Annotated in this window: 12 protein-coding genes; 8 read left to right on the forward strand and 4 right to left on the reverse strand. The window is 59.0% G+C overall.

The window, feature by feature from the left end:
- Positions 1-246 precede the first annotated feature (246 nt).
- On the forward strand, positions 247-1,890 hold the full coding sequence (locus A7D21_RS15055; RefSeq protein ID WP_069552029.1) for a Na+/H+ antiporter: 1,644 nt from the start codon (positions 247-249) through the stop codon (positions 1,888-1,890).
- 1 nt (position 1,891) lies between these two features.
- Here A7D21_RS15055 and A7D21_RS15060 read toward each other — a convergent pair whose 3' ends face one another.
- From A7D21_RS15060 to map, 4 genes are all read right to left on the reverse strand, one after another.
- Positions 1,892-2,656, reverse strand: coding sequence for a M12 family metallopeptidase (locus A7D21_RS15060; protein WP_069552030.1), 765 nt, complete (start codon positions 2,654-2,656; stop codon positions 1,892-1,894).
- A 126-nt stretch (positions 2,657-2,782) separates the two neighbouring features.
- Positions 2,783-3,982 (reverse strand): succinyldiaminopimelate transaminase, encoded by a 1,200-nt coding sequence (dapC, locus tag A7D21_RS15065; RefSeq protein ID WP_069552031.1) that lies wholly within the window; start codon positions 3,980-3,982, stop codon positions 2,783-2,785.
- Between the two features lie 178 nt (positions 3,983-4,160).
- The gene (locus A7D21_RS15070; RefSeq protein WP_069552032.1) at positions 4,161-6,863 is read right to left on the reverse strand and encodes a [protein-PII] uridylyltransferase; all 2,703 of its coding nucleotides are present in this window, start codon (positions 6,861-6,863) and stop codon (positions 4,161-4,163) included.
- Positions 6,864-6,930: 67 nt separating this feature from the next.
- Positions 6,931-7,713, reverse strand: coding sequence for a type I methionyl aminopeptidase (gene map, locus A7D21_RS15075; RefSeq protein WP_053254735.1), 783 nt, complete (start codon positions 7,711-7,713; stop codon positions 6,931-6,933).
- A 385-nt stretch (positions 7,714-8,098) separates the two neighbouring features.
- On the opposite strand from map, the gene rpsB reads away from it, so the two are divergent.
- From rpsB to ispC, 7 genes are all read left to right on the forward strand, one after another.
- The gene (rpsB, locus tag A7D21_RS15080) at positions 8,099-8,836 is read left to right on the forward strand and encodes a 30S ribosomal protein S2 (protein ID WP_003219330.1); all 738 of its coding nucleotides are present in this window, start codon (positions 8,099-8,101) and stop codon (positions 8,834-8,836) included.
- A gap of 202 nt (positions 8,837-9,038) precedes the next feature.
- Positions 9,039-9,902 (forward strand): translation elongation factor Ts, encoded by an 864-nt coding sequence (tsf, locus tag A7D21_RS15085; RefSeq protein ID WP_053254736.1) that lies wholly within the window; start codon positions 9,039-9,041, stop codon positions 9,900-9,902.
- A gap of 211 nt (positions 9,903-10,113) precedes the next feature.
- Positions 10,114-10,857 (forward strand): UMP kinase, encoded by a 744-nt coding sequence (gene pyrH / locus A7D21_RS15090; protein WP_003172271.1) that lies wholly within the window; start codon positions 10,114-10,116, stop codon positions 10,855-10,857.
- Positions 10,854-11,411 (forward strand): ribosome recycling factor, encoded by a 558-nt coding sequence (frr, locus tag A7D21_RS15095; protein WP_069552033.1) that lies wholly within the window; start codon positions 10,854-10,856, stop codon positions 11,409-11,411. Before pyrH ends, frr begins: the two co-directional genes overlap by 4 nt.
- 16 nt (positions 11,412-11,427) lie before the next feature.
- Positions 11,428-12,183, forward strand: a complete 756-nt coding sequence (gene uppS / locus A7D21_RS15100; RefSeq protein WP_053254738.1) for a polyprenyl diphosphate synthase — start codon at positions 11,428-11,430, stop codon at positions 12,181-12,183.
- Positions 12,183-12,992, forward strand: coding sequence for a phosphatidate cytidylyltransferase (locus tag A7D21_RS15105; RefSeq protein ID WP_053254739.1), 810 nt, complete (start codon positions 12,183-12,185; stop codon positions 12,990-12,992). Before uppS ends, A7D21_RS15105 begins: the two co-directional genes overlap by 1 nt.
- Positions 12,989-14,179, forward strand: coding sequence for a 1-deoxy-D-xylulose-5-phosphate reductoisomerase (gene ispC / locus A7D21_RS15110; RefSeq protein WP_053254740.1), 1,191 nt, complete (start codon positions 12,989-12,991; stop codon positions 14,177-14,179). Before A7D21_RS15105 ends, ispC begins: the two co-directional genes overlap by 4 nt.
- Positions 14,180-14,205: the final 26 nt, after the last annotated feature.

Here is a 14,205-nt window from a genome sequence, read left to right on the forward strand (position 1 = left end):
AAAAGGTGCAACGTTTTGCTTGAAGCGGTCAAGGAATTGCCCCCCTTTGGGCCAATGGAAAACGAAAGGTCTCGGATTATGCCATGCCTGGCGCATTTGGGTGCCGCTGGTCAGCATCGTGCGACGTTTGTGCAAAAGCCAGCACGCAGCATAGGCAAGTAACATAGCCGGGTAATATGGCACTTCAACGGCCAGTTGTTGCCTGATGTGTGTCGTTGCAAGTCGATTGTCCGGGAAACCCGCGTTATGCAAACCGCCTATACCGTTCTTATCCTGTTGATGCTGGTCAGCGTTTCGCGTCTTGTCGGGCGTGTGATTCCTCTACCTTTACCCTTGGTGCAGATCGCTGCGGGTGCCTTGTTGGCCTGGCCGACCTTGGGGCTGCATGTGGCGCTGGACCCCGAACTGTTCCTGTTTCTGTTTTTGCCGCCCTTGTTGTTCTCCGATGGCTGGCGCATGCCCAAGCGCGAGTTGTGGCGATTACGCGGTCCGATTCTGACGTTGGCGGTGGGCTTGGTGCTGTTCACCGTGGTCGGCGCTGGCTACTTCATTCATTGGATTTTGCCGGCGATCCCGTTGCCGGTGGCCTTCGCCCTCGCCGCGGTTCTATCACCGACGGATTCTGTGGCGGTGTCAGCCATTGCTCAAAATCGTTTGCCCAAGCCGCTGATGCACATGCTCCAGGGCGAAGCGTTGATGAACGATGCCTCGGGGCTGGTGACCTTCAAGTTCGCCCTGGCGGCGGCATTGACCGGCGTGTTCTCCCTGGCGGATGCCAGCCTGACCTTCGTGCTGGTTGCCGTGGGTGGCCTGGCGGTGGGCGTGGCACTGAGCTGGCTGGTCGGCCGGCTGCGCACATGGATGATCGCGCGGGGCTGGGACGACCCGGCCACTCACGTGGTGTTCATGTTGCTGCTGCCGTTTGCCGCCTATGTATTGGCTGAACGCCTGGGGGCCTCGGGCATTCTCTCGGCGGTGGCGGCGGGCATGATGCAAAGCTGGCTCGACCTGTTGCCACGCCAGACCAGTACACGTTTGCTCAACCGCAGTGTCTGGTCGCTGCTCGAGTTTGCGTTCAACGGGCTGATCTTCCTGCTGTTGGGCCTGCAACTGCCCGACATCATCAAGGCCGTGGTCAGCCATGAGCCGACGCTGTGGCCCGCCTTGTTGTATCGCTGCATGGAGGTGGTGGCGATCTTCCTGGTGCTGGTGGTGCTGCGCTTTATCTGGGTGCAGAGCATCTGGCGACTGTCAGGCCTGCTGCGTCGATTACGTGGGAAAAGCGAACTGACCCTGGTGCCGACCGCCCGTTCCTGCTGGCTGCTGACCGTCGGTGGTGTGCGTGGGGCGGTGACCCTGGCGGGTGTGATGTCGGTGCCTTTGCTGCTGGCGCCGGGGCAGGATTTTCCTGAGCGTGACCTGCTGATTTTCATCGCGGCCGGCGTGATTCTGCTGTCATTGATCGCCGCCTGTATCGCCCTGCCGTTGCTGTTGCGCGGCATCGAACAGAGCCCCGACGAAAAGCGTCATAACGAGGTGCGTGAGGCGTGGAAAAAGACCGCCGTGGCGGCAATCCATGCCCTTGAAGCTGAAGAGCCGGCAGAGACCGAAACCCAGGACGCTGCCCAGGCGGCGTTGGCCGCTGAGCTCAAGGCGCGGCTGATGTCGGAATATCGCCATCAATTGGAGGTGTTCAACGACTCCGCCGAAGCCCAGGCGCTGGCGCAGCAGATGGACCAGTTGGAGCGCAAGTTGCGGCTCAAGGCCCTGCGCGCGCAGCGCTTGGAGTTGTACAGCCTGAGTCGCCATCATCAGATTGGTGATGATGTACTTCGAGAAGTATTGGCGGACCTGGACATGAGTGAAGCGAACTTGGGCAGTATTAAATAACTCAGGTGTTGATCATCGCCCGGATCGAGGTGTTCAGCAGTTTTCCGAAGAGTGAATTATCCGCTGGGTAGAGTGACTGCATGAAGCGCTTATCGCCCTCGGACAGGTGTCTGTTGGGCGGGACAGGTTTGCCGTTGCTGAGCCATGAGGCGGGAAATCGGTAGTGCATGATGGAGTTCTGATCGTAGGGCGAGACGCTTACTTTATCGTGCGTAAGTTTCTGAAGGATGTTGTGATCGGCTTGCCATGGGGATTTTCCCCGCGCCTCATAATCCTCATAAATCTGTTGTTCATTGAATGCCAATGGTTGATCAGGGTGCTGGTGTTCATGCTTCAAACCCAGGGCATGCCCGAACTCATGCTGGATCGTGGCCGCGATGTTGGCCGGCGAGCCCTTAAAGCCAATGCTCATTGTGGGAGTAGGCTGCGCTACTTTTTTGGCATCGGTGCCCACCTTTGACCATGCGCTACTGGCGTGATTGTTCGCGATGATTCTGATGTCGCCGTTGGCGGTATCAACAAATTTGAAGTAGAGATTGGTGTGGGGCGCCCACTGATTAATGTTGTGCTTTACCCACTTCTTTTGTTCTTGCGTCATGTTCAACAAAGCAATGTTCAAAACTGAATGTTGAGGCCATGTTTTGGCGGGATCCGCTACGCCGCGTTTATTTCTGATGAGGGCGGGGTGTGGGGGTTCGACGGCGTCGGCTGGCGCGTCGTGCACAGCATAGGCAGGCGCGTAATGGGCCGGGATTGGAAACGTCATGGGGGTTCACCGAAGCGTTGAAGTGAGATCAGCTTGGGTGGGGTTTTCACGGATTTCTGTTCCGGAATTTGGGTTTCCGGATGAGTCGGTAACGGCCGCCCCCGCGGTGCGGAGGCGGCACCTCGATCAACCGCGGCGCTGGATAAAGTCGCGAATCCGCTCGGCGGCTTCCACGCATTCGGCCAGTGGTGCAACCAGCGCCATGCGCACACGCCCTGCGCCTGGGTTGAAACCATCAACTTCACGCGACAGGTACGAGCCCGGCACGACGGTCACGTGTTCTTCAACGAACAAGTCCCGGCAGAACGCGGCGTCATCACCTTCGATATTCGGCCACAGGTAGAAACCGCCGTCCGGGTTTTGCACATCCATGACCGGCTTGAGAATCGCCAGCACGGCGTCGAACTTTTCCCGGTAGAGGTCACGGTTGGCCTGCACGTGGGCTTCGTCCTGCCAGGCGGCAATGCTTGCCAGCTGGGTTTGCACCGGCATCGCGCAGCCGTGATAGGTGCGGTACAGCAGGAACGCCTTGAGGATATCGGCGTCGCCGGCGACAAAACCGGAGCGCAGGCCCGGCAGGTTGGAGCGTTTGGACAGGCTGTGGAACACCACGCAGCGCTTGAAGTCCTGGCGGCCCAGTTCGACGCAGGCACTCAGCAGGCCCGGCGGCGGGGTTTGTTCGTCGAAGTACAGTTCGCTGTAGCACTCGTCGGCGGCGATCACGAAGTCGTATTCGTCGGCCAGGGCGATGAGTTTTTTCAGGGTGTCTACCGGGATCAGTGCGCCGGTCGGGTTGCCCGGGGAGCACAGGAACAGGATCTGGCAACGTTTCCAGATGTCCGGTGACACCGCGTCGAAATCCGGGTTGAAACCGTTGGCGTCAAGGCACGGCAGGTAGTGCGGCTTGGCCCCGGCCAGGAACGCCGCGCCTTCGTAGATCTGGTAGAACGGATTCGGGCTCACCACCAGCGCATCTTCACCGCGATTAACCACGGTTTGAGTGAAGGCAAACAGCGCCTCGCGGGTGCCGTTGACCGGCAGGATATTGCGCGCCGGGTCCAGCCAGCCGTTGGGCACGTTGAAGCGGCGTTCACACCAGGCGCCGATAGCCTCGCGCAGCGCCGGGATGCCCAGGGTGGTCGGGTACACCGCCATCTGGTCGAGGTTGCTGCTCAGCGCTTGGGCCACGAATGCCGGGGATGTGTGCTTAGGCTCGCCGATGGACAGTGCGATCGGACGCTTGCTCGGGTTCGGTGTGACGCTGCCGAGCAGGGCGCGCAGTTTCTCGAACGGGTAGGGCTGCAGCTGGTTCAGGGCGTTGTTCATCGCAAATCTCGTCAAATTCGGTTGGAAGCATGCGGTCTGTTAGGCAAAGCAATTCAAGTGTGGGAGCGCGCTTGCTCGCGAAAGCGCGATGTCAGCCACTGTAGATGTCGACTGCAGCACTGCATTCGCGCGCAGGCCCGCTGTCACCCAAGCCTGCCCATACAGTCAAATTGAGTGTTCATATCGTCAGTCTGGACAGCTCGACGCCGGGTTCCTGGGTCACGCTCAATTGCTGCACGATCGCTGCCTGTAAACGCAGGCACAGCTCCGGGTCGGACAATGGCTGATTATCGGCATCGGTAATGAAGAACACGTCTTCCACGCGCTCGCCGAGGGTCGCAATCTTGGCGTTTTGCAGCGACAGGTCGAACTCCAGGAATATCCCGCCGATTCGCGCCAGCAAGCCTGGGCGATCCGGTGCGCTGAGTTCCAACACCGTCACGGGGCGCTGGGCGTCGTTGGAAATGGTCACCTGGGGCGCAAAGGCGAAGTGCTTGAGCTGGCGCGGCACTCGGCGCTGGATGATGGTCGGGTAGTCGTCCGGGTTGCGCAGGGCTTCGGTGAGGCCTTCGCGGATCTTTTTCACCCGTGCCGGGTTGTCGCCGATCGAGTCGCCGTCGGTATCAAGCACGATATAGGTGTCGAGGGTGAACTGGCTGCTTGAGGTGATGACCCGCGCGTCGTGGATGTTCAAGTTGAGCTGGTCCATGGCGGCCACCGTCACGGCGAAGAAGTCGTGCTGGTCGGGCGCGTAGATGAAGATCTGCGTGCCGCCCTCGAATTCGCGTTGGGTGGTTTCCTTGATCAGCACCAGCGGCCCGCCATCGGCCGGCTGCTGCAGGATCGCATCACTGTGCCAGGCCACGTCGCCTGCGGTATGACGCAGGAAGTAATCGTCACCCAGTTGCGACCACAACTGCTCGACATCGTCCGGATCGTTGCCGCCGCGCACGAGGATATCCAAGGCCGCGCTTTGCGTGCGGCGGATCTGCTCTTCGCGGTCCACCGGGTTTTCCAGGCCACGGCGCAGCGCGCGTTTGGTCTCGGTGTAGAGCTGGCGCAGCAGGCTGGCGCGCCAGGAGTTCCACAGCGTCGGGTTGGTGGCGTTGATGTCGGAGACGGTCAGCACATAGAGATAGTCGAGACGGGTTTCATCACCGACGATCCCGGCGAAATCGTGGATCACCTGCGGGTCGGACAAGTCCTTGCGTTGGGCGGTCGTCGACATCACCAAGTGGTTCTGCACCAGCCATACGATCAGGCGGCTGTCCCACAGTGGCAGTTGATGGCGCTGGCAGAACGCCTCGGCATCGACCGCGCCGATCTCCGAGTGGTCGCCATGACGGCCTTTGCCGATGTCGTGGTACAGGCCCGCCAGGTAAATCAGCTCGGGCTTGGGCAGCTTGGCCATAAGCTTACTGGCCAGCGGGAATTTCTCCGACACCTGGGTGTACTGCAACTTACGCAGGTGTTTGATCAAGTTCAGGGTGTGAGCGTCCACGGTGTAGATGTGGAACAGGTCGTGCTGCATCTGCCCGACGATAAAGCCGAACTCCGGCAGGTACCGCCCGAGGATGCCGTAACGGTTCATCCGCCGCAGGTTGCGGTGGATGCCGATCTTGCATTTGAACAGCTCGATAAACAGGCTGGTGTTGCGAATGTCGTTGCGAAAGTCGTCGTCGATCAGGTGCCGGTTTTCCCGCAGCAGGCGGATGGTATCGGCACGGACGCCTTTGATTTCCGGCTGCTGGGCCATCAGCACGAAGATTTCCAGCATGGCGAACGGCGTGCGATGGAACACGTTGTCGTTGCGCGCCTCGATATAGCCGTCGTGCAACTGGAAGCGTGAGTTGATCGGCTGCGGCGGTGCTTCGTCTTCGGGGGCCAGGATCACCTCTTCGAAGTGCTGGATAATCAGGTCGCTGAGCTGGGCAATGCTCATGACCACCCGGTAATACTGCTGCATGAAGCTCTCGATGCTGGTTTTTGCATCTTCGCCTTCAAACCCCAGCAGGGTGGCGATGGAGCGCTGATGGTCGAACAGCAAGCGGTCTTCGGAACGCCCGGCGAGCATGTGCAGGGCGTAGCGCACCTTCCACAGGAACTCCTGGGACGACGCCAGCAGTGCGTTTTCGCTTTCTACCAGGAAGCCCTCACCGGCGAGTGCGCGCAGGTTCAGGGTGCCGTATTGGCGACGGGCAACCCACAGGATCGTCTGGATATCCCGCAGCCCGCCCGGCGAGCCTTTGACGTTGGGCTCCAGGTTGTATTCGGTGTCATTGTATTTGTGGTGCCGGGCTTTCTGTTCGGCACGCTTGGCCAGGAAGAAGTCCTTGCTCGGCCACATGTGCGCGGTACTGGTGACTTCCAGCATGCGCTGGCGCAGGCGTTCTGGGCCCGCGACGGTGCGGCTTTCCATCAGGTTGGTGATAACCGTCAGGTCGGCGCGAGCCTCTTCGGCGCATTCGTCCACCGAGCGCACGCTTTGGCCGACTTCCAGGCCAATGTCCCACAGCAACGTCAGAAAACGCTCGATGGAATCGCGAAAGATCTCATGATCGGCGCTGTCCAGCAGGATCAGCAGGTCGATGTCGGAGTAGGGGTGCAGTTCGCCGCGGCCATAACCGCCGACCGCCACCAGGGCGATATCGGCGTCTTCACTCCAGCTGAACTGTTCCCAGGCTTTTTGCAGGATGTTGTCGACGAACCAGGCGCGGTCCTCGATCAGCCGACGAATGTCCCGGCCGCTGCGAAAGCGCTCGTCGAGCACCTCGCGGGCCTGGCGGATAGCCTTCTTGAAGGCGGCAATGGGGCTTGCCTTCAGTGCCAGTTCGGCCTGGAACTGGCCGCGGTCGAAGAGTTCGGGATCCACCTGGGGCATCGATCGGCTTTCCTTTCTATCTATTCAGTCAGTCACAGGGTTGCTGGGGAAAACCGAGGCAACATTTTTAAGCCGAAACGCGTGGGATCGTATCGTCTGCGCGCAACGTGAAGATCTCATAGCCGGTGTCGGTGACCAGCAGGGTGTGTTCCCACTGGGCCGACAGCTTGCGGTCCTTGGTGATGGCGGTCCAACCGTCGCCCAGCACCTTGGTGTCAGCCTTGCCTTGGTTGATCATCGGCTCGATGGTGAAGGTCATGCCCGCTTTCAGTTCCATGCCGGTGCCGGCGCGGCCGTAGTGCAGGATCTGCGGCTCTTCGTGAAACACTTTACCGATGCCATGGCCACAGAATTCGCGGACCACCGAGAAACCGTTCTTTTCAGCGTGCTTCTGGATCACTTCACCGATATCGCCCAGGCGGCAGCCGGGTTTTACGATCTCGATAGCCTTGTACATGCATTCCTGGGTGACCTGGGACAGGCGTTCGGCCCAGACTGGCACGGTACCAACGTGGAACATGCGGCTGGTGTCGCCGTGATAGCCATCTTTGATCACGGTGACGTCGATGTTCAGGGTGTCGCCGTCCTTCAACGGTTTATCGCCCGGAATACCATGGCAGACCACGTGGTTGATCGACGTGCAGATCGACTTGGGGAAGCCCTTGTAGTTGAGCGGGGCAGGAATGGCTTTTTGCACGTCGACTATATAGTCGTGGCAGATACGGTCCAGGGCCTCGGTGGTGACGCCCGGCTTGACGTGTTCGGCAATCATTTCCAGCACGTCGGCAGCCAGTTTGCCAGCAACGCGCATGCCTGCGATGTCTTCGGCGGTTTTCAAGGTAACGGTCATACAGGTTCTCTCTAGCGCGACGCGCTGAAATCAATACGGTTTACGGGCGTGCGACAAAAGGTTACAGAATTCGCACAAGCCCCAAAAAACGTGATTCTAACAGACGCGGGCGGCAAATCATGAGCGTCTGACGATCGCTTCTCTCTATAAGGTGGGGGCATATTGGCTCTATTCAAAGGCTTGCGCAAAAGCCGAAGACGGCAAATGTGATTGCGGGTTTCGTTTTCGTCCTTCATGTGGTATAAAATGCGCCGCTTTCCGGGGATGCCCCGTAGAGCTTAAATCCACACACGTGTCGACACGATGACCTGGGTGCCGGAGGCGAATGCCGCTGGTTGGTCATTGGGATACGTGGAGGCCAAACCCGACTTATTAAGGAACTATCATGTCCCAAGTCAACATGCGCGATATGCTGAAGGCCGGTGTGCACTTCGGTCACCAGACCCGTTACTGGAACCCGAAAATGGGTAAGTACATTTTCGGCGCGCGTAACAAGATCCACATCATCAACCTTGAAAAAACCCTGCCAATGTTCAACGAAGCGCTGACTTTCGTAGAGCGTCTGGCCCAGGGCAAAAACAAGATTCTGTTCGTCGGCACCAAGCGTTCCGCTGGCAAGATCGTTGCTGAAGAAGCAGCACGTTGCGGTTCGCCGTACGTCGATCACCGCTGGTTGGGCGGCATGCTGACCAACTTCAAAACCATCCGTGCTTCCATCAAGCGTCTGCGTGACCTTGAAGTGCAAGCCGAAGACGGTACTTTCGCCAAGCTGACCAAGAAAGAGGCGCTGATGCGCACTCGCGACCTGGAAAAGCTCGATCGTTCCCTGGGTGGTATCAAGGACATGGGCGGTCTGCCTGACGCACTGTTCGTTATCGACGTTGATCACGAGCGCATCGCGATCACCGAAGCCAACAAGCTGGGCATCCCGGTTATCGGCGTAGTCGATACCAACAGCAGCCCGGAAGGCGTTGACTACATCATCCCAGGCAACGATGACGCAATCCGCGCTATCCAGCTGTACATGGGTTCGATGGCTGACGCTGTAATCCGTGGCCGCAACCACGTTGCTGGTGGTACCGAGCAGTTCGTTGAAGAAGCTCCGGTAGCCGCAGCTGAGTAATTGACGCCCTGGCGTTGACTCAGTAAGCAAAAAGGGGGCTTGGCCCCCTTTTTGCCACCTCGAAAACCATTTGTTGGCGCCCACTTGTGGCAGCGCATCATTGCTCTGTAACGTGCAGCGGCCTACAACGGAGATTCGGGAAGAATTGATCGCCCGTTTGATCGGGTGGAATGGTTGAAAACCTATCCAAGAGGATTTTGAAATGGCAGAGATTACTGCAGCGTTGGTTAAAGAACTGCGTGAGCGTACCGGCGAAGGCATGATGGATTGCAAAAAGGCCTTGACCAAGGCCGGCGGCGACATCGAAAAAGCCATTGATGACATGCGTGCTTCCGGCGCCATCAAGGCTGCCAAGAAAGCAGGCAACGTTGCTGCTGAAGGCGCTATCGCTCTGGTTGAAGACGGTAAAGCCGCAGTTCTGCTGGAAGTGAACTCGCAGACCGACTTCCTGGCTCTGCAGGACGACTTCAAGGCGTTCGTTGCTGCCAGCGTCAAAAAAGCATTCGACGACAAGCTGACCACCGTTGAGCCGTTGATCGAAGCTCAAGAAGCTGACCGTCTGGTACTGGTCGGCAAGGTTGGCGAAAACGTCAACATCCGTCGCCTGGCTCGCATCGAAGGTGATGTGGTTGGTGGCTACCTGCACGGCAACAAAATCGGCGTTGTGGTTGCCCTGAAAGGCGGCGACGTTGAACTGGCTAAAGACATCGCTATGCACGTAGCGGCCAGCAACCCTGAATTCCTGCTGCCATCGGAAGTCTCCGCTGACGCAATCGAACGCGAAAAAGCCGTGTTCCTGAGCCTCAACGCTGACAAGATCGCCGGCAAGCCGGAAAACATCGTTGAAAACATGATCAAAGGCCGTATCAGCAAGTTCCTGGCTGAAGCGAGCCTGGTTGAGCAGGCGTTCGTCAAGAACCCTGAAATCAAGGTTGGCGAACTGGCCAAGAAAGCCGGTGCTGAAATCGTTTCCTTCACTTACTACAAAGTAGGCGAAGGCATCGAGAAGCCGGTCGACAACTTCGCTGAAGAAGTTGCTGCCCAGCTGGCTGCCGCCAAGCAATAAGACAGTTTTCAACTGTCGCCCGAAAGAGGCTGCCCGCTCACGCGCGCAGCCTCTTTTCAAATGGGAAGGCCAATTTTATTTGGTTTCCTTTCGGAACTGGCTTACAAAGCCGTGTTCCGATGGCGCTGTGATAGCGTCCAGCTAGAGTGAACGCAAGCCGTAAACGGCTCGCAAAGAATTTTTAAAAAATACGCCGCAGGAGAGATTCGCAATGGCTCAGCAGGGCAGTGGTTATCAGGCTCGCTATAAACGCATTCTACTCAAGCTTAGCGGCGAGGCCCTGATGGGCTCGGAAGAGTTCGGGATCGATCCCAAGGTGCTCGACCGCATGGCACTGGAAGTCGGCCAACTGGTTGGTATCGGTGTCCAGGTCGGCCTGGTGATCGGCGGTGGTAACCTGTTCCGCGGCGCGGCACTGAGTGCTGCGGGTATGGATCGGGTGACCGGCGACCACATGGGGATGCTGGCCACTGTGATGAACGCCCTGGCCATGCGTGACGCTTTGGAGCGTGCCAATATCTCGGCAATCGTGATGTCGGCTATTTCCATGGTCGGCGTGACCGATCACTATGATCGCCGCAAAGCCATGCGCCACCTCAACGCCAAAGAAGTGGTGATCTTCGCTGCCGGTACCGGCAACCCATTTTTCACCACGGATTCGGCTGCTTGCCTGCGCGCCATCGAAATCGATGCTGACGTAGTGCTCAAAGCCACCAAGGTGGACGGTGTATACACCGCAGACCCATTCAAAGACCCGCATGCCGAGAAGTTCGATCATCTGACCTACGATGAAGTACTGGATCGCAAGCTGGGCGTGATGGACCTGACGGCTATTTGCCTGTGCCGCGACCACAAGATGCCGCTGCGCGTATTTAACATGAACAAGCCCGGTGCCCTGCTGAATATCGTACACGGCGGCGCGGAAGGGACTCTGATCGAGGAAGGCCAACAATGATCAACGAAATCAAGAAAGACGCCCAAGCGCGTATGCAGAAATCCCTGGACTCTCTGAGCCACGCATTTGGCCAGATTCGTACCGGCAAGGCGCACCCTAGCATCCTGGGTAGCGTGATGGTGCCGTACTACGGCACGGACACCTCCATCACCCAAGTGGCCAATATCACCGTAAAAGACTCGCGCACCCTGCAAGTCGTAGCCTTTGAGCGCAACATGCTCGCGGCGGTCGACAAGGCGATTCAGAGCGCCGGCCTGAACCTCAACCCGACCAACCTGGGCGAGTTGCTGCTGATCTCCATGCCAGCTCTGACTGAAGAAACCCGCAAGGGCTTCACCAAGCAGGCGCGCAGCGCAGCGGAAGATGCACGTGTTGCTGTGCGCAACATCCGTCGCGATGCCCTGGGCGAGCTGAAGAAGCTGGTCAAGGACAAGGAAATCAGCGAAGACGAAGAGCGCCGTGCGGCGGCTGACATCCAGAAGCTGACCGACAAGGCTGAAGCTGATATCGATGCGGCCACCAAGCAAAAAGAAGCGGACTTGATGGCCGTATAAGGGTCAGGACGCCTTCATGGAAAAGACCAAGCAGACTGTGCCCTCCGCGGTGCCGCGCCATGTCGCGATCATCATGGATGGGAATAATCGCTGGGCGAAAAAACGCTTTATGCCGGGTGTTGCCGGGCATAAAGCGGGTGTCGATGCAGTGCGCGCCGTGATTGAGGTGTGCGCTGAGGCCAAGGTCGAAGTGTTGACTCTGTTTGCGTTCTCCAGTGAGAACTGGCAACGGCCGGCCGAAGAAGTCAGCGCCTTGATGGACCTGTTCTTCAAAGCCTTGCGTCGTGAGGCCAAGCGTCTCAACGACAACAACATCAGCCTGCGTATCATTGGTGATCGCTCGCGGTTCCACCCGGAACTGCAAGCGGCCATGCGCGAAGCCGAGGCCATCACCGCAGGCAGCGACCGCTTTGTGTTGCAAATTGCAGCCAACTACGGTGGTCAGTGGGATATCGCCCAGGCTGCACAGCGCCTTGCTCGCGAAGTCCAGGCCGGGCATTTGCGGCCCGACGACATTACGCCCGAACTGTTGCAAACCTGCCTGGTAACCGGCGACCTGCCGTTGCCAGATTTGTGCATCCGTACCGGCGGCGAGCACCGCATCAGCAATTTCCTGCTGTGGCAGCTGGCCTACACCGAGCTGTACTTCTCCGACCTGTTCTGGCCGGACTTCAAACACGATGCCATGCGTAATGCGCTGGCCGATTTCGCTTCCCGTCAGCGTCGCTTCGGTAAAACGAGCGAGCAGATCGAAGCTGGAGCCCGGGTTTAATGCTTAAACAACGAATCATCACGGCACTGATCCTGCTGCCGATTGCCCTGTGCGGTTTTTTCCTGCTCGACGGATCCAGCTTTGCGCTGTTTATCGGCCTGGTGGTGACCTTGGGTGCCTGGGAGTGGGCGCGCCTGGCAGGCTTCAACGGCCAATTGCCGCGTGTGGTATACGCCGCGGTTGTGGCGCTGCTGCTGTTCCTGATGCATACCTTGTCGAGTACCGTCGTGCCTTGGGTTTTAGGGGCTGCGGTGCTGTGGTGGGCGCTCGCGACCTTCCTGGTGCTCACGTATCCGCGCACCAGTGCTCAGTGGTCCAGTGTTGCCAGTAAACTGGTTATTGGCTTGTTGATCCTGCTGCCGGCCTGGCAAGGCTTGGTGGAAATCAAGAATTCGCCGATGGGTAACTGGTTGATCATGGCCGTGATGGTGTTGGTGTGGGGTGCCGATATTGGTGCCTATTTCTCCGGCCGTGCCTTCGGCAAGCGCAAGCTGGCACCTGCCGTCAGCCCGGGCAAGAGCTGGGAGGGCGTTTATGGCGGCCTGGCGCTGACGTTGCTGATCACGCTGGTGGTCGGTGTTGTGCGCGACTGGTCGCTGAGCGAAATCCTGCTGGCGTTGTTGGGGACGGCAATCGTGGTGTTTATTTCGGTGGTCGGTGACCTTACTGAAAGCATGTTCAAGCGGCAGGCCGGGATCAAGGACAGCAGCAACCTGCTGCCAGGCCATGGCGGCGTGCTGGACCGAATCGACAGCCTCACCGCTGCGATTCCGATTTTTGCCGTGCTGTTGTGGATGACGGCTTCGTGAGCCGCCTGCAGCAGGTGACCGTGCTGGGCGCGACCGGGTCGGTCGGGCTGAGTACGCTGGATGTGATCGCGCGCCACCCTGACCGCTATCAAGTGTTTGCCCTGACCGGCTTTACGCGGTTGAGCGAGTTGCTGGCCCTGTGTGTGCGCCACGCGCCACGTTTCGCGGTAGTGCCTGAAGCAACGGCTGCTCGCGGCTTGCAGGATGATCTGCGGGCCGCTGGCCTTGCCACGCAAGTCTTGGTGGGCGAGGAGGGCTTGTGCCAGGTGTCGTCCGATGCCGAGGTGGATACCGTCGTGGCAGCCATTGTCGGGGCGGCGGGTTTGCGTCCGACACTGGCGGCGGTAGATGCTGGCAAAAAGATTTTGCTGGCCAATAAAGAGGCGCTGGTCATGTCCGGCACACTCTTTATGCAGGCGGTACGCAAGAGCGGCGCGGTGTTGCTGCCGCTCGACAGTGAGCACAACGCGATCTTTCAGTGCATGCCCGGTGATTTCGCCCGCGGCTTGAGCCAGGTTGGCGTTCGACGGATTCTCCTTACGGCTTCTGGTGGTCCGTTCCGTCAAACTCCGCTGGCTGATCTTGAACATGTCTCGCCTGACCAGGCCTGCGCGCACCCGAACTGGTCCATGGGGCGCAAAATCTCCGTGGATTCGGCGAGCATGATGAACAAGGGCCTGGAGTTGATCGAGGCGTGCTGGTTGTTCGATGCGCGGCCTGATCAGGTCGAGGTGGTGATTCATCCGCAAAGTGTGATTCATTCCCTGGTCGACTACGTCGACGGTTCGGTGTTGGCGCAGTTGGGTAATCCTGACATGCGTACGCCGATTGCCAACGCGTTGGCTTGGCCGGAGCGGATTGACTCCGGCGTTGCACCGTTGGATTTGTTCGCCATTGCTCGCCTGGACTTCGAGGCGCCGGATGAGCAACGCTTCCCGTGCCTGCGTCTGGCCCGGCAAGCGGCCGAGGCGGGTAACAGCGCACCGGCCATGCTCAATGCGGCCAACGAAGTGGCTGTGGCAGCGTTTCTCGAGCAGCGCATCCGTTTTCCGCAGATCGCGAGTATCATCGAAGACGTATTGAGTCTTGAGCCTGTCGTGGCTGTGAATGATTTGGGGGCAGTGTTCGAGGCCGATGCAAAGGCCCGTACCCTGGCCGGAGCATGGTTGAACCGCAACGTGCGTTAGTCTGTGGGGCAGGTTTTAGCCTTCAG

It is taken from the genome of Pseudomonas sp. AP19 (genome assembly GCF_001728855.1).
In the GTDB taxonomy this organism is placed as follows: domain Bacteria; phylum Pseudomonadota; class Gammaproteobacteria; order Pseudomonadales; family Pseudomonadaceae; genus Aquipseudomonas; species Aquipseudomonas fluorescens.